Below are 15,848 nucleotides of genomic sequence, written 5' to 3'. Positions count from 1 at the left end.
GTTATGCGTCCCGCCAGTCGAAGTTTTCGTCACAGAAGGCCACGAACCGCAGCGATGTTTCGCTGATGCGGATCAGGTCGCCGCTGGACAGCGGCACGGTGCTGAGGACGGGTTTGCCGTTCAGGCGCACAAGGTTTGCCTTGCCGCCATGGCCCAGATAGCATTTGCGGTCTTCGGGGTCATAAGCAATGACGGCGTGGTTCGACCGCGAAATCCCGGTGTCGCCAAAATCCAATTGGATCGCCTGGTCATCGTTGCGGCCAATCTGCATCAGCCCTTCGGTCAGCGTGATGCTGGACCCCCGCCCGGGGCCACTGGTTACTGCCAGCCAACCGACCGGGAATGTCGCGCCTGCGGTTTCGGTCTTGGCCACCGGCTCGGCTGTTTCGATCAGTTCCTGCACATGTGTGTCAGGGCGCTCGAACCCGAGGAAGGTGGTCTTGACGCGCGACCGACGATCCGAGGCCGGCGCTTCGGCGGCTTCCGGGGCGGCTTCCGGGGCGGCTTCGGGTTCTTCGGGCTCGGTGGCCACAGGTTCGGCATCTGCCGCTGCTTCGTCCGGGGCAGTTTCGATTGCAATGGGTTCCGGCAACTCGAACGGGGTCGGCGCCGAGGCCTCTTCCTCTCGGACTTCCTCCAGATCGGGTTCGGCAGTTTCGGCCATGACCGACTGGATGGTCTCTTCTTCTTCTTCGGTTGCCGCAACGTGCAGCGTCACGACCTGTTCGGCTTCTTCCGGCGCTTCAGGCGCGGCTTCGGCTGTTTCTTCGCTTTCTGTTGCCTCTTCCACCGTCTGTTCGGTCTCGGCGAAATCGGGCATCTTCTCTTCCGGAATCAGCTCGTCGGTTTCCTCGTAGCTGTCCGTGCTCAGGTTTCCACCAGCCAGAGCCTGGCGCAGTGCATTGAAGTCCGCAATCGGCTCGGCCTTGTCTGTCGTTTCGACTTCGGGTTCCGACCCTTCGGCTTCTTTGGTTTTGCCGGCACCCTCGAGAAGCCGGCTGAGTGGGCTTTTGTATTTGAACATGGTGTCGACACCTTTTGACTACTTGCACGGGCTTAGGTGACCCGTGGGGCTGCTACGAACCTCTGCGCATGGCGCAGCGGCACTTTTGAAGTTGGAAACCTGAAACACTCTTACCTTTCGCGGCGGGCCGGCCCCCACCAGGAGGGCCAAAACACGGCATCCTCCTCAGCAAACACAAACTGGCGGCTCAAATACGTACCGGTCTGATCACTCCTGCGCCAAAGGCATCACAGCGGTTGTTTCCGACCCGTTTCTAAGCACAACCAACCGTGCTTCGGGCTTGTTTTCGGAAACCAACGCGTTCAGCGCGGTATCCAGACTGTCGGCAGCAATCATCTCGGTTCCCGAGACAGTCTCGCGGACAAGAATGTCGCCGGTCTGCAGGCCACCTGCCGTTGCGGCCGGTGCTCCGGCAACAACCGTCTGCCATTCGGGCAAATCGGCGCCGCGGGCTTCGAACGAGTAACCGTTGGCCAGCCCGAACTCGCGGATTGCGGGCAGGGCCAGCAGGCCGTTCTGCGCGCGGGTCTGTCCGATGGGGCGATACCGCGCCGCGACACGGATAAAGCCGTCCGGGTCAACCTGAAGGTTGTCCAGAACCTGTGCGGCAAGCGTCGTTCCGGCGCGCACAGGGCTGCCGTTCAGGGTATAGATCGCTGCGCCTCGCTGAACCCATTCACCGATCGTGGACATGTCCTGGTCGGCATCCACACCGGTGATGGCGATGATGTTTCCGGTCGAGGCGCGCCGCTGCGAAGTCGAGAACGGGATTTTGACATCCCAATGGGCATAGCTGACTTGGGTCTCGGCCAGATTGACCGGAGCGCTCGGTGCAACCGCCGCCACTTCGACAGGTTCTTCGGGCTGAGCCGCTTCTTCCTGTGTTTCCACCGCCGGCGGTGAGACAGCCACTGCGGTCTGCTCGACAGGCTGGTCTTCTGCCACCTGCTGTTCTGTTTCGGTTGCTGCTGCGGTTTCTTCTACCTTGGTCGTTTCGGGCGCGATCACTGGTTCGGCCGTCTGCGTTTCGGCAGGTTCGGCCGTCTCGGTGGGCGTCGCGGTCTGGATCGGTGTCGGGTCCGTCTCGGTCGAGCCGCCGGACATCACGAAGAATCCACCAGCGGCCAAAATCGCGATTGCGACGACACCCGCGATCAACTTGCCGTTGCCGCCCGATCCTTTTTGGACAACCGTGTCCACTGCTGCTGCGGGCTCGTCCTTCTGGGCAAAACTTGCCGGTCCGTCGTCGTTTTTTTCGCCATGCCCAAGAGCCAGATCGGAATTGCCGGCCAGCAGGGCTGTTACAACCGCTTCGGCATTTTCGCTTTCCGCCTTGATACGGGCCTTTTCGGCCTCTTCGTCCTTGCGGTCCAAGGCGACAATTACCGAAACGGGGCGATAGGCAAAGCTGTCGAATTCGACACCGGGGCCGCGGAACATGCGCAACCAGTCCAGTGCGGATTGAAGGCGGTCGGTCGCGTGGACCTCCATGGCCTTGTCGATCGCCTCAAGGAAGCCATCCGGGTAACCCTGGAAACGGCCGGTGAGCGGTTGATAGGGATCTTTCTGTCCGTTGTTGAAGGCATTCAGGCGCGATTGGCCGTCGATCGGGCGCTCGCCGCTGATCGCGTGGTAGAGCGTTGCCGCCAACACGTACAAATCGCTGCTGGGACCTTGCTCCGAGCCGCGCACATAGAACTCGTGCGGCGAGTATCCATCCTTGATCACCCGAAGCGTCAACAGGGCTGCAGATTGGTTGGCAGCCTGCTCGCGTGCGGCGCCGAAGTCGATCAGGATCGGTTCGCCGTTTTCGTCGATCAGGATGTTGTCGGGCGAAATGTCCCGATGCAGCATCCCGCTTTGGTGGATGAACGACACCGCGGACAGCATCTTTTCGGTGACTTGGACGATAAAGTCCGGGCCGGTTTCGGTCTTGGGGTCCTCGATGTAATCCAGCAGATCGCATCCGCGGATCAGGTCCATCGCGATATATGCAGTATCGTTGTCTTCGAAGACCTGGTGCACGTCGACGATATTGGGGTGGACCAGGCGCGCATGGTTGCGGGCTTCCTGAATGAACAGGTCGATGATCGCGCGCAGGTCGTCTTTGAAGGCCGGATCGTTGGGTTCGACCAGGTCACCGTTGCGGCGGCACAGGGCACCCGGATAGCATTCCTTGATGACCACATCGCGTTCCAGGCTGTCACGCGCCAAATACGTGATGCCGAACCCGCCGTTGCTGAGGAAGCGAAGAATTTCGTACTGACCGCGCAGCAGTTTTGCGCCCGGTTGCAGACCTTGAATTTGAGGTTCGTCGTGCGATGCACCGACAGCCTGGTTGTGGTTCATTTCTTCCCGCCCATCATTCCAAAAACTTGCGGCCAAAATAACCGGGCAATCAGCCCGCGAACACACAACCAACACAACCGCAGGACACTTGAGAACGGTTAGACGTTTCAAATTTGACTTTAATGGGGCCGCCTCGTGGCTTCACTGAGAACGGTTTCGGGCAAAGATCAGTATATTGTTGCGAGGGTTGATGAAACACATATATGTAGTGCCGCCCGGCGAACAAATAGGATTCAGTCCGGGCGCCAGATGACCCATGGTCCACGGATTCGAAACAATGGAATCATGATTCCAGTGTTAACGATTCGCCGCGCCGCGGCTCAATCTTTGCGGGAATGACTCAGGTTCCGGTCTTCGGAGGGGCCGAAGCGACCGTGCTGCCGGCCCACGCCAGGTTGTCGCTGAGCTGTGCCAGTATGCTGATCGCATCCTTGAGTGGCCCTTCGCCGCTCTCGAATTGAAGCAGCAGAAGCAGGTCGGTGGCCTTTTCGAACTCGCCCGGAATCCAGTCGGCTCCGGGGTCGATCTCGGACCCATTTTCCAGCCGTTCAGCAAAATCCTCGACAATTTCCTGACAGCTTTGCAGGAAGGCGGCCGGTTCGATGTCCGAACTGTCGCGCAGGTCCTCGTAAATGCTGGCGATCGCCGCCAGCCAGTCTTCGAGGATCGGGTTGTCCAGCGGCGGCAGCGCAGATTCCAGACTGGGTTGAACCGTTCTGGTGTCCGAGGCTGCTGCTTCGCCCGCGCCGGTCAATGTCTCCAAGAACGGCAGGAAGTCAGCGGCAAGGTCCTGCCGCGCGGCCTCCAGATCCGTTCGGCGGCGATGCGACGCAATTTCAAGCACCTTCTCCGCAAGGTTTTGGCCGCCGCAGGTTTCCCACAAGGCGAAGTCCGGTTCCGGCTCTTGCGCCATGGCGCGAACGGCAACTGGTGTCCCGATCGGTACGATCGCGCGGAACATGCCCGACTTCTCCTTCTCCAACCGCGTCAGAACGCGATCGAGGGCGTCGCGGACAGGCGGCAGGTCCGTGTGAGTGACGGCCAGCAAGCTGTTGTCGCGCAGGTTTTGCGGGACTTGTGCCCACAAATGGCGCTCGGTCTCGCGCCAAGCGTTGGTTCCGTTCGTGCACCAGATGGCGCAATCGACGAATTTCAACAAATCAAGCGTTTGTTTGTAAGTGTCGTCCAGCGCACCGGAGCCGGGCAGGTCGAACAACGAGATTTCGCGCAGGGCAGGGGTGTTCAGCCCCACCGAGATAAAATCAGGATTGTCGGCCGCGGCCTTTTCCAGGGCGATGCCGGAATAAACCTTTGGCTCGCGGTCCCACCACCCAACGGTCGTTTCAGGCGTGTCCGCATAGGTGACAATCACCAGAGGCAATTTCAGATGTTGCGGACCCGTGGGCAGGATGTCAGCTCCGGCGAGCATGTTGGCAAGGCTGGACTTCCCGGCGCCGAATTCCCCTGCAAAACCGATTGAGACCGCGTTTGACAAACGCTCGGCGTGGGACTGTGCCCGCGCGCGCATGTCGTCCAACTCGGGCGTGGACGGAAGGCGTTCGGTTGCGGTCAGAAAACGGTCAAGCTGACGCACTTCCGTCTCGGTTCCGGGAAATTCAATCACTCGGCGGCCTCCGCTTGTCGTTCGTCGCTGTGTTCAGCGCCAAAGGTCGATTGCAATTCGTCCGCGATCCGGCGTGCGCGGTCGAAATCGACCTGCGCCTGGGTGCGCTCACATGTCTCGCCCGTCGCGGTGCGGTTTTCAAGATGCCCGGCGAGCAGGGCCAGGAAATGGTCCAGAGCGGTATTCAGGCGCTCCAGCAGGTTCTCACGCGCGGTATCGATCAGATCATCTCCGATCATCTCGAATTCCTGCACGATCATGCGCTCGGCGCGAGAGACGACGGATTTCCGCGAAATCAGACGCGACAACCAGTTCACCCGCAACTCGACCGTAATCCCTCGGGTCAATGCGGTGGTGTCCGGACGGAACCAGCGCACGGCACTGGTGTTCATACGGCTGTCGGTCGGCTCCTGCCAGCCCGGCAGGGACCGCAGAGACGCGTTGGCCTGCATGTCGATGGCATAGAGTTCGCTGAGCATCCGCTGGCGAATGACCTGAGTCGCACCCTGCACCAGTTCGCGCATGCGTTCGCGCAACGGTGTAAAGTTCAGTTCGGTTGCGCCACCTTTGGCAAGCAACGGGGATTGCCCGTCGGGTCCGCGCACAACCGATACGACGGCTTCGGCCACGGTGTCATCCATCACACCACGCAAGTTTGCCAGAACATCATCCATGTCGCGGGTGATTTCTGCGGTTTTGTCCGATACAAGCTTGCGCAACTCGGCGAGGGTCTTGTCATTCTCGCCAGCCGCATCGTCCGAAGGTTGGCCATCTTCTTCCAGCGCGCGGAGGCGGGCCTTGCTGCGTTCCAGCTCGCCCTGGGCAAAGCCGTTCAGATGTTGCCACGCCATACGCAGTTGTTCGTTGCGCGGGCCGTCAGTCAGCGCGGTGGTGACATGCCGGCGCAGATCGGGCAAGCCCGAGGCGATCATCGCGGCATACCGCAGAACCGCCTCGCGGCTGATGGGGCCGGGGCCGCGTTTGATCTCTTCGACGCCGGCAAGGTACTGCTTCATCTGTTCGGGATGCGCCCGCAGCCAGGCGAGGATGTGATCGTGGTTGACGCCGGTTTCGTCCCCGGTCAGTGCGTAATGCGCCCACTGAGCGCTGCCCATCAGAACGTCGATGCTGGACTTCCCCAGCGCCTTTTCCAACCCGTCCAAAACGTCGGCGCGTACTTTCGCCGCGTCTTCCGCACCGCCGCCCAATTCGTCGACCCGGTTGATGAAAACCACGATCTGACCCAGCTCAAGCGCCTGCATCAGCCGGAACAGTTTCAAATCGGCGCGCGACAGGGCCTGGTGCGCGGACAGAACCACGACGAAAAAGTCGGATTCCTTGAGGTACTGGCGCGAGATCTCTTCGCGGATCAACAGCGGATCATTGACGCCGGGCGTGTCGGTCACGGTCAGCGGGAACGGGAAGTGTCCAAGATCAAAATACACCTCGGCCTTGCGGGTGATGTCGCTGTACAAACCCCGGTCCGATCCCGGATCATGTTCGGCTTCGTCGGTCGGATCATCCCCGGCACAGACATAGCGGGCAAGGTCATCAGACGTCAGTTCTTCGAGGTCGTGATGCTGGCCCATCAGATGTTCGAAACTGTCACCCAGGCGCAGACGAGCGCGGGTTTTCATCGCCTCGACCTGCTCCTCGATCATCTCGCGCTTATAGCTGTCCTCATCGTCGGGGAACATGTTGCGCAGTTCTTCGCCTTCGGCGATCAGCGCCTGCCATTGGCGGTTGTCGAAGAAATGGAATTCGGCCCCCGATGTGCGCCCGGAGGGATGTCCGAAATGCATGTCGGTGATCACGGTTGTCCACGGGTTCACGTCCGACGGCAGAAATTCTGCCTGTCCCGTAAAGCCGTTGATCAGGCGGGACTTCCCGGCCTTGATCTGCCCGACGAATGCAATCGATGGTTTCAGGCCGCTGAGGTCGTCAACGATGCGAGAGATGAACTGACAGGTCTCGTCATTGCTCACCTCTTTCATTTCGCTGGCGATCCGGATCAATTCCCGGCGGTTGGTTTCACTCATAACACTACCCTAAAAACTGGTACCCAAGATTTGCTTCAAACTTAACTTCAACTGTCGCGAAAGCGGTGCCATCAGACCGACTCCCGCAGAGATTTCCACAGGTTGACGACGGCACCCAGCTTGCGCGCGTCATGTACGGCGGCGGCTGTATTGCGACCATCCCGAACCAGAGCGACACCCGCGCCCTTGCCGCCTGACGGCCGCATGACGATCAGTTGCGGCTGCTCGAGCAGCCCGGCATTGTCGGCATCCCATCCCGCCAGATCCTGTGCGAACCGGGTCAACAGATCATCCGAAGGATGAAGAGGCTGTCCATCGGCGCACACGCCATCGAACTGGTGGGTCGCCCCCTCCGCACTTGTCAGCAGGCGTCCCATGGCGAATCGCTCGGCGCCGTCGAAGAAAGCCGCGGCTACACTGAGTTCTGCACCTTCAGCGCTGTCCTGCTCTTTCGTGTCCTCGACGGGATCCGGGACAACCGAAACCCGTGGCTCGGACGGCAGAACGATCTCGGCACAGGCTTTCTGCATTTCGCTGAACGTGATGCCGACGTCATCCGCCTCCAGCGGCCCGTCCGGTTTCAGAGACACCACTTCGATCGGAGGGGCGGTCGCGGCCAGGTCGGACACGAGCCGCGCCAGCTTTTCGATCAGCGCTTCGCGCGGTTCGGTTTCGAAATCCGGAAGGGCGCCGGTGCTCGCCGAATAAACATCCGTGATCCGTGAGCTGTTCACTTCGATCGCCAGGATCGTTCCGTTCTGGGCGTTGAACTGCAAGCGTCTTGGAAGAACCGTTCCCCGGATCAGGTTCAGTATGCTGGCCCGCCGCGCCTCGGCCGTGTCCCCGGTCAACCGAACGGCCGGCGACAAACGGGGCGTCGCAGACCGCCCGATGTTTTCGAGCATGTCGATTATGTCTGTCGCCATCATGCCGTGACCCCCTCTGGTCCCGTCTAAACTGCGGCCGCTACCGACCCCAGGCTGAGATGTGATTTTGTAAGCGTCAGCCCGATATTCGCGCTGTCGCGGCAGATGTAGCAGACCACGTGTTCCGGATAGGCCCGGGTCCGCATGAAGATGTGCAGCCGGTCGTTCGAAAACACCGAGATTTCCCCAAATCCCGGGTTCTCCGGATCCTGTAGTCCGGCCGAAGCCAACAGCGTTTCGAATGCTTGAACGCCCCGGCCCTGAAACAGATTTGCCACCGCAACGGCGAGGGTTTCCAAGGCTGCGCCATCCTCGGTCCCGGTTGCCGACATGCCCAGAAGCATGCCCGTTTCCATGTCGACATATCCCGCTGCGATGCAGTCTGGAATGGTCTCCATGGCGGTGGTCAATGCGGCGTCAATCGTCATCTAAAGCTCTGTTATCCCTTATTAAGCCCAAAGGCGCAGCGGTTCGAAACCGTCGCGCCGCTGAGTAGCATTGCCGTTCGGGATGGGAAACGGTTTACCGTTTCCAACGTGTCCCATGAGGCCCGGTTACAACACATGCCACTCCGCCCTGTCTTTCGGATTTGGCACCGGTTGAATCCTGTCCTGTTCGTCGCGCCCGGTGTGCTCGTGAGCGATCTTGTCGAACTCCTCAAGAAAGGCCTGGAACACGGCGTGCAACCCGTCCACGTCTTGGGGGATATCTTCACTGGCCGCGATTTCCCGCCACATCGCCGCCGCGCTGAGCGGAGCTCCTGCCGGCACGCTCAAAAGGTGTTCCAGCGAGGTTTCGCCTTCGCCGACCTGCTCACAAGGCGCTTCGGGTTCCTGGTCTTCCGGGGTCTGGGCCGCAACCAGGCCGTTCGATTCCGGCTCAGGTTCATAGGTCGTGGCATCGTCACCCTGTTGCTGGGACAACAGCGAAGCAATGGACGAGACCGAGTCTTCGACACTGGGTGCCGGGGTCTCGTCCTGTTCGTCTGCTGCCGGTGCGGGGGACTCGCCAACCAAACGTTCTGACAGCGTGGCCAGCAGGTCTTCGTCCTGGGCACCCTGATCGTTGGTCTGGTCATCGGCGTCTGCGACCAGCATTTCGTCGTCCTCGAAATCGAGCGTATCGTCATCGACCTCGTCAAAGTCTTCGTCGTCCAGCTGAGTCACCGCAGTCGAAGTTGCGGCGACGCTGAGCCGATCCTCATCCTCGTCCCGGAACAAGGCCCGCAAATCGTCATCGGGCACCGGCGTCATTTCGGCGCGCAAGCGGTCGGCGTCATCCGGGTTGATCCGCTCGCGTTCGGTCGACTCGCCGCGGCGCTCCACCCGGGCCGGTCGAACCGGGAAGGTTGCGATCACATCGTCCGAGTTCCGGACCGCCTCGAATCCATCATCCTGATCCAGCGGGTTGGTCAACTTGAAAGGCGCGGGCTCTTCGGCTGCGGTCTGGCGATCGGATCGTTCGGGACGCACCGGTTGAACCGGGGGCGTGCCGGCGAGGCTCTTGTCGATCTGGTAGCGGGCAAGTTTTTCCGCACGGCTGTCCATGATCTGCTCGGTGATCTCAAGAAAGCTGTCGATCATCTTGCCGCCGCCGCTGCGCGACCACAGCTCGGCGTCGCCCGTTTTGTCACGCGCGATGATCGCGTCACGGGCGGAAAACAGGATTGTCCGATTGAACAGGTGCCCCGCTTCGCGGTTGATGCGGCGGAGCACTTTCTGGCGGTCTTTCAGATCCAGTGCGTCCGCGCGCGTGACCAACAGAAGCGAGTTGTGCTGAAGCCGTTCCGGCAACGAAACCCACGTGGCGCGTTCGGTCTCGCGCCAGGCCTGCGTCGAGTGCGTACACCATAGCACCCCGTTGGCTTGACCTACCGCACGGCGCCAGACATCGGCCTGAATTTTGGGGTCCGAAATGCCGGGCGTGTCGATCAGGTCGACGGCCTCGAGAATGTCCGCTTCAAGATAGATGCGGATGAACTGCGCGTCGTTGACGCCCACCTTGTCCAATTCGTCCAAACCAATCGGAGAAGTGGTCCCGTCATGGCGCTGGACGTAAGCCGGTTTGTTGCCCCAACTGAACCAGACCGGCGGCAGCTGGGTGGCCGTCACCTGCGTCGGTAGGGCCTGCTTGCGCAGCAGGAAGTTCATGAGCGTGGACTTTCCGGCGCTGAACTCTCCCATCAGCGCAAAAACCGGTTTGCGGCGGGACCACTGCTCGATGCGTTCCCATGCCCGAGGAGAGACGAAGCGGATTTGTGAATCTTTTGCCATGGCTTTCTTACGCTGCTTCGTTGCTGAGGTCTTTGAGGATGTCGCCGAGGATTTCGTCACGAGATTTCTTCGGTTCGAGTCCGGCCATCAGGTCCGGGGCGGTGCCCGGTGCCTTTTCGGCCGATTGCGAGATGCTCAGAAGGGTTTCCTGCTGCTCGCGCATGAAATCCGACAGGACGGCCCGAACATTTTCCAGAACGGCTGCGATCTGGGTTTCTTCGAGATCCTTGGTGATCGAATTGGCCTCCGACGCGATCAGGCGGGTGTAGTCCGCCGCATAGGCTTCAAACCCTTTCCGGCGTTGCCACCAGCGACGCCACCATGTGCTTTGAAGGTCCAGGGCGATCGTTCGGCCAATGCCCAATGGCGGCGGTACGCGCGGCACAATGGGCGCCTCGATGCTGAATTCGCCCAAGTGGTTGCCCAGCAGCTTCTGATACAGGGCCTCGACATCCGCGGCGGCTGCGGAATACAGCGCGCCAGCGTCCTTGCGCATTGCGCGGGCAAAGCTGAAATAGGCGGCCTTCTGAAGGGTGCGAAGCCCGGCCGGGTCGTATTGCCAGGTGCCCTGTTCGCCGTTCTGCTCGAGATGCGCGATCAACGAGTCCGTTGCACGTTTGACGAAGTTTGCCTCGGCCGAAGCCAGACGTTCCAACACCTTGTCGCGCAGGGACGTCGTCAGTGCAGCAGCTTTCTTGTCATATTCGGCGGCGACAGTGGCGATCGCATCTTCGGGTGACACGCCGTCCAGATCGCGAACAACGCCGTCTCCGCCCGACAGGCTCTTGGCGACCGAGGTGGCGCGAATCTGACTTGCGATGTTGCGGGCGCGGTGACGGACCCGGTCCAAAAGGCGCGTGCCTGCGCCTTGGGCGATCCGTTCGTTCATGGCCAACAGCAGGTCAGGCAGACCAGAAAGGGCCCAGATCTTGTCCAGCGATGCGGCCTGATCTCCGAAGCCGGCGGCCAGATAGAACGTGTTGAGGGCCTGGCGGGAATCGTCGGTGAGAATATCGGGGTTGCCGGTCAGCGCGGCCTCGGCCCACAACGCACTGCCGAAAACAACGCTGGTGCTTGTGTCGATTCCGTTTTGCTTGAGTGTATCCTGAATCCGGTCGCGAATTTCGGGGACTTGCTTGACCGGGTCGGTCAGCTCGTCGATCCGGTTGACGAACAGGACGATCTGCCGGTTCTCGAACTGCGCGATGATCCGCATCAGCGCCATGTCCATCGTGGTCAGTGCCTGGCTTGCCGCCAAGACCACGACGCAGACTTCCGAACCGCGCAGGCTGCGCAGAGTGATCTGTTCGCGCACCATGAACGTGTCGTTGACGCCCGGCGTGTCGCACAGTTTCAGCGCGATCGGGTACTGCGGAATGTCCATGTACAATTCCGCGGCTTTGGTCACGTCGGCGAACCGGCCCGTCTTCGGGTTGATGTCCGGATCGTCTTCGTCACCCAGGCAGACATAGCGCTGGATCAGCTCTTCGTCGAAGTAATCGTACTGGTGGCTTTGGCCCAGGATCAGGTCGAAGTGCTTGCCCAGGCGTTCCTCGGACTTGGCCTTCATCTGCGCGATCTGACGGCGGATGTCCTCCATCTCGTCGTCGGCGCCCGCGCGATTGGCCAGTTCGCCCAAACGGCCACCGCCGACCATCAGATTGTCCCATTCTTCCTGCTCGAAGAAGGTGAACTTGGATCTGTATTCACCGGGCATGCGGGTGTTGATGTTCAGGGTGGTCACAACCGAGGTCCACGGGTTCACATCCGACGGAAGCAGACCGGGCCGACCGGCCAGAATGTTGACGATCGAAGATTTGCCCGCCTTCACCTGGCCGACGAAAGTGACGCTGGCGGTGAAGTTTTCCATACGGGTCTTGAGCGTGGCCAGCCGCGCAGTCGAGCGCGCATCCGCCACCTCTGTCAGTTGGTCGATCTGTGTCGTCAGTGCGGACATGGCTTCCGACATCGGCGCCAATGCCTCGTTTCCTACGGACAAAAGGTGGTCGTTGCGGGCCATGTTCAGCCTCCGGTTCCGGTTGCAGCGATTTGGGTATGCCCGGATTCCGTCAAACTGGCAGGCGCCATGCCTGAAAAGCTGTCGATCCGGGCGATCAGTTCGAGAGCGTTGCCCAGCATCTCGGCCTCGGTTCCGGGCGAGATGGTATCGAAGGCGCGCGAATCGGCCAGCACTTCGATCGAGCTGAACCGGGTGCCATTGTCCAGGCGCGCGACCCGTCGTCCGGTCGGAAACCCATTGGATTTGGCCGATGGAAGGGGCATTCGCGCATTTGCCAACAGGTATTCGTTGCCCTCATGCGTCTTCAGGGCAATGCCGAAACCCGTGTTCGGGAATTGCTGGTTGAGGTTTTTGAGCTCGCCGACAAAGCTTTCTCTTGCAAGAAAGACGACGTCTTGCTCGGTGGCAGCGGAGTTGATCTGTTCGGTCACGACTGAGACCCTTGTACTGGAGTTGAGCAAAAAACTCGTACGGTGCCGAAAAGGCGAAAAAGACTCATTAACTCCTTGGTAGACAGAATTACCTTCATCGCGGTGTTATTTTGACGTGATTGAGATATTTTGGCGTTTGAAATGTGGCGCAATTATGGTGGCCGTTGCATGACAATGCCGCAACTTCAGGATGTATAAACCAAAACAGGCAAGACTGCCGGGCTTGGATCAGGGGTGTGTTTCGGCGTGCGATTGGGTTAGTCGTGATGAATTCGACAGATAGCTAGTGTTTAGTAAAATAGATGAAAAATAGAAAACCAGATCAGAGGTTGAGTGCACGCCACGGCAGAAGGCGGAGGGACCGAATTGCTATGGGTTCAGTGTGGGGTTGATGAGGGTGGTCGAGACGTCCCCATGCGACCCACAACGTCAGCGAGAATTTTGTATTTTTTGAAAAATTGGGAATGTGTCCAAAAACAGAACAATTATGGCGTTTTGTTTCGTTCCGAAAACGACGGGTTTCAGCCTTAAGAATTCCATTTGGCAATAAAAATATACCGGGAAGCCGGATGCCACACATTTTGGCGCCGTTGCGCGGGTCGCTCTTCCTCTCGCCTTGGTCATTTCCATTGTTTCCGAACGGGGGTCAATATTCCGCCGCAGACGGCAAGATTCCCTCTCGCGCTTGTCCAAAAGGTTTGTTATCAGCCCTTCCATTCGGCGCGTCGGCGCCGTGTTGCGGGTGTGGCGAAATTGGTAGACGCACCAGATTTAGGTTCTGGCGCCGCAAGGCGTGGGGGTTCAAGTCCCTCCACCCGCACCATTTTCTTTCTTACCGATCATGCTGCGTGGGCGGATGCTGAGGCGCTACAAAGATGCCGCCGCGCGGCTGGCTTGGTCATAGTGGCCGGACAGGGCCCGCAGGTCGCGGGCCAGGTCCCTCAGACCCGGGCCCGACAGGTCGGTGGCTGACAGCCCCTCCAGCAGGCATTGCTGGCGGACTTTCCGGTAGGCGTCGCATAGCTCTACGCCCTCGGGCGAGGTGCGGTAGAACACCTCTTTCCCGCGCTTTTCCGACGTCAGCAGCCCAGCCTTTAGCAGCTTCCGCAGGGCGTAGTTCACGGTGTGGCTGTCCTCGATGTTCAGAAGAAAGCAGATGTCGGTCAGGCGCTTGTCGCGTCCGCGGTGATTGACATTATGCAGGATCAGGATGTCGAGCGGTCCCAGATCGGCCTGCCCGGCCGCCGCCATGCAGCGGGTCATCCAGCGGGAGAACGCGTTGTAGACAATGATCAGGCCGAATTCGAGTTCGGAAAGTTCCCAGCCTTCGCCCTCGGCCAGGTGGCGAGAGGAAACGATGCGGCGTGTGTCGGGGGAAGAATCGGTCATATTGCGGCCTTTTGATCTGCAAAACGCTGAGAAATTATCAGTGTTTTGGCACGAAGCGCGTGTGTTTTCAACGTGCTGACCTTTGGAGTCTGCAGTGATTTGGTCAAAACGATAACAAAACGTTGACAAATTGCAAACGTTGAGTCAGCTTCTGCGCCAGTACTCAAGCAGGGAGAGCCAAAATGAAACTGATGAAGATTGCCGGTGGCGCGGTTGCTGCGCTGGCCGGGTTGGCCATGCAGGTGCAGGCCGAGACCTGGGACATGCCGACGCCCTATCCGGACGCCACCTTCCATACCGTGAACATCCACGACTTCGCCAAGGACGTGACCGCGGCCACAGACGGCGCCCTTGAAATCAAGGTCCATTCCGCAGGTTCGCTGTTCAAGCACCCCGAGATCAGCAAGGCAGTCCGCAGCGGCCAGGTGCCCGTCGGAGAGTTTTTTCTGTCGTTGCTGGCCAATGACAACCCGGCCTTCGGCGCAGACTCGCTGCCGTTCCTGGCCACCAACTATGACGACGCCCAAAAGCTGTGGGCGGCACAGAAAGACGTGATAAACGGTCTGCTGGACGAGCAGGGCATGATGGTGCTGTACGCCGTGCCGTGGCCGCCGCAGGGCCTGTACACCACCAAGGAAATCAACAGCGTGGATGACCTGGCGGGACTGAAGTTCCGCACCTACAACGCCACGCTGGAAGAATTCGCCAACCTGGCGGGCGCCGCGCCCACGCAGGTCGAGGTGCCGGATATTCCGCAGGCCTTCAGCACCGGCCGGGTCGAGGCGATGATCACCTCGCCCTCGACCGGGGTGAATTCGAAGGCGTGGGACTTTCTGACCCACTACACCGACATCCAGGCCTGGATTCCCAAAAACGTGGTCGTGGTGAACAAGCGCGCCTTCCGCCGTCTGGATGACGCGACCCAGGCCGCCGTTCTCGAGGCTGCCGCCGCCGCCGAAGCCCGCGGCTGGGAAATGAGCCAGGCCGAGACCGCCAAGCAGACCGCAGTTCTGCAGGAAAACGGCATCACCGTGGTACAGCCATCCGAAGAGTTGATGGCTGGCCTGCGTGAATTCGGCGCGCAGATGCTCGAAAACTGGAAGGCCAACGCCGGCGAGGACGGTGCCGCGTTGCTGCAGGCCTATCAGCAGTAAACGACCCGAACCGGCCGGGCGCCAAACGCCCGGCCGGGTTCGACAACAAGGGGAGGGGATGGCGATGCTGCGGCGCAGTCTTGATTTCATCTATCGTGCGGCCGGCGGATTGGCGGCGCTGTTCATTCTGGCCATCGTCGTGCTGGTCTTTGCGCAGGTCGGGCTGAACCTGGCCGACAAGATCTGGGCCGCGCTGACCGGGCGGGGCGTGGGTCTGACCATCCCGTCCTATGCCGATTTCACCGGATTCTTTCTGGCCGCATCCAGCTTTCTGGCGCTGGCCTATACGCTGCGCGCCGGCGGGCATATCCGGGTGACGCTGCTGATCGGGCGAATGCCCAAGGGACCGCGCCGCCTGACCGAGATCTGCGTGGTGACGGTTGCCCTTGCCATGAGCGCCTATGCCACTTGGTATCTGGGCCTGCTGGTTCTGGAGTCGCTGGAATATGGCGACCGCAGCCCGGGCATGGTCTCGGTGCCGTTGTGGATCGTGCAGATGCCGGTCCTGCTGGGACTGGCCATCCTGACTCTTGCCCTTGTCGACGAACTTGTCGGTCTGCTGGCGGGCCACGCGCCCAGCTGGGACGGCAAGGGCGAAAACCTTCTGAGCGAATAGGGC

Annotated in this window: 12 protein-coding genes and 1 tRNA gene; 3 read left to right on the top strand and 10 right to left on the bottom strand. The window is 60.4% G+C overall.

The window, feature by feature from the left end:
• Nucleotide 1 precedes the first annotated feature (1 nt).
• From K3752_RS19170 to K3752_RS19130, 9 genes are all read right to left on the bottom strand, one after another.
• The gene (locus K3752_RS19170; protein ID WP_260066579.1) at nt 2-1,024 is read right to left on the bottom strand and encodes an FHA domain-containing protein; all 1,023 of its coding nucleotides are present in this window, start codon (nt 1,022-1,024) and stop codon (nt 2-4) included.
• A gap of 207 nt (nt 1,025-1,231) precedes the next feature.
• The gene (locus K3752_RS19165; protein WP_260066578.1) at nt 1,232-3,373 is read right to left on the bottom strand and encodes a serine/threonine protein kinase; all 2,142 of its coding nucleotides are present in this window, start codon (nt 3,371-3,373) and stop codon (nt 1,232-1,234) included.
• Nucleotides 3,374-3,713: 340 nt separating this feature from the next.
• On the bottom strand, nt 3,714-4,997 hold the full coding sequence (locus K3752_RS19160) for a dynamin family protein (RefSeq protein WP_260066577.1): 1,284 nt from the start codon (nt 4,995-4,997) through the stop codon (nt 3,714-3,716).
• On the bottom strand, nt 4,994-7,036 hold the full coding sequence (locus tag K3752_RS19155) for a dynamin family protein (RefSeq protein ID WP_170439740.1): 2,043 nt from the start codon (nt 7,034-7,036) through the stop codon (nt 4,994-4,996). Before K3752_RS19155 ends, K3752_RS19160 begins: the two co-directional genes overlap by 4 nt.
• A 71-nt stretch (nt 7,037-7,107) precedes the next feature.
• A complete protein-coding gene (locus K3752_RS19150) occupies nt 7,108-7,962 on the bottom strand; it encodes a hypothetical protein (RefSeq protein ID WP_260066576.1) in 855 nt (284 codons plus the stop codon).
• 26 nt (nt 7,963-7,988) lie between these two features.
• Nucleotides 7,989-8,390, bottom strand: a complete 402-nt coding sequence (locus K3752_RS19145; protein ID WP_260066575.1) for a hypothetical protein — start codon at nt 8,388-8,390, stop codon at nt 7,989-7,991.
• A gap of 126 nt (nt 8,391-8,516) precedes the next feature.
• Nucleotides 8,517-10,235: a dynamin family protein gene (locus K3752_RS19140; RefSeq protein ID WP_170367239.1), complete on the bottom strand. Its 1,719-nt coding sequence runs from the start codon at nt 10,233-10,235 to the stop codon at nt 8,517-8,519.
• Between the two features lie 7 nt (nt 10,236-10,242).
• Complete coding sequence (locus K3752_RS19135; protein WP_170365740.1) at nt 10,243-12,255, bottom strand: dynamin family protein; 2,013 nt, start codon at nt 12,253-12,255, stop codon at nt 10,243-10,245.
• A 2-nt stretch (nt 12,256-12,257) separates the two neighbouring features.
• Nucleotides 12,258-12,686, bottom strand: coding sequence for a hypothetical protein (locus K3752_RS19130; RefSeq protein ID WP_093963272.1), 429 nt, complete (start codon nt 12,684-12,686; stop codon nt 12,258-12,260).
• Between the two features lie 738 nt (nt 12,687-13,424).
• Between K3752_RS19130 and K3752_RS19125 the strand changes: the two genes are divergently transcribed.
• Nucleotides 13,425-13,509, top strand: a tRNA-Leu gene (locus K3752_RS19125).
• 44 nt (nt 13,510-13,553) lie between these two features.
• Here K3752_RS19125 and K3752_RS19120 read toward each other — a convergent pair.
• The gene (locus K3752_RS19120; protein WP_260066574.1) at nt 13,554-14,075 is read right to left on the bottom strand and encodes a winged helix DNA-binding protein; all 522 of its coding nucleotides are present in this window, start codon (nt 14,073-14,075) and stop codon (nt 13,554-13,556) included.
• Between the two features lie 182 nt (nt 14,076-14,257).
• On the opposite strand from K3752_RS19120, the gene K3752_RS19115 reads away from it, so the two are divergent.
• Both K3752_RS19115 and K3752_RS19110 read left to right on the top strand, forming a co-directional pair.
• Nucleotides 14,258-15,229, top strand: a complete 972-nt coding sequence (locus tag K3752_RS19115; protein WP_260066572.1) for a TRAP transporter substrate-binding protein — start codon at nt 14,258-14,260, stop codon at nt 15,227-15,229.
• A gap of 67 nt (nt 15,230-15,296) precedes the next feature.
• The gene (locus K3752_RS19110; protein WP_170391669.1) at nt 15,297-15,845 is read left to right on the top strand and encodes a TRAP transporter small permease; all 549 of its coding nucleotides are present in this window, start codon (nt 15,297-15,299) and stop codon (nt 15,843-15,845) included.
• Nucleotides 15,846-15,848 lie beyond the last annotated feature (3 nt).

The sequence above is a fragment of the Ruegeria sp. B32 genome, from assembly GCF_025141855.1.
GTDB lineage: Bacteria > Pseudomonadota > Alphaproteobacteria > Rhodobacterales > Rhodobacteraceae > Ruegeria > Ruegeria arenilitoris.
The sequence above is the reverse complement of the archived record's forward strand: the minus strand, read 5'-3'. Positions and strand labels throughout refer to the sequence as shown.

What these genes read in the sequence shown, in the direction of transcription:
- K3752_RS19170 (WP_260066579.1), bottom strand. Translation starts at nt 1,024, where the DNA reads ATGTTCAAATACAAAAGCCCACTCAGCCGGCTTCTCGAGGGTGCCGGC.
- K3752_RS19165 (WP_260066578.1), bottom strand. Translation starts at nt 3,373, where the DNA reads ATGAACCACAACCAGGCTGTCGGTGCATCGCACGACGAACCTCAAATT.
- K3752_RS19155 (WP_170439740.1), bottom strand. Translation starts at nt 7,036, where the DNA reads ATGAGTGAAACCAACCGCCGGGAATTGATCCGGATCGCCAGCGAAATG.
- K3752_RS19150 (WP_260066576.1), bottom strand. Translation starts at nt 7,962, where the DNA reads ATGGCGACAGACATAATCGACATGCTCGAAAACATCGGGCGGTCTGCG.
- K3752_RS19145 (WP_260066575.1), bottom strand. Translation starts at nt 8,390, where the DNA reads ATGACGATTGACGCCGCATTGACCACCGCCATGGAGACCATTCCAGAC.
- K3752_RS19140 (WP_170367239.1), bottom strand. Translation starts at nt 10,235, where the DNA reads ATGGCAAAAGATTCACAAATCCGCTTCGTCTCTCCTCGGGCATGGGAA.
- K3752_RS19135 (WP_170365740.1), bottom strand. Translation starts at nt 12,255, where the DNA reads ATGGCCCGCAACGACCACCTTTTGTCCGTAGGAAACGAGGCATTGGCG.
- K3752_RS19120 (WP_260066574.1), bottom strand. Translation starts at nt 14,075, where the DNA reads ATGACCGATTCTTCCCCCGACACACGCCGCATCGTTTCCTCTCGCCAC.
- K3752_RS19115 (WP_260066572.1), top strand. Translation starts at nt 14,258, where the DNA reads ATGAAACTGATGAAGATTGCCGGTGGCGCGGTTGCTGCGCTGGCCGGG.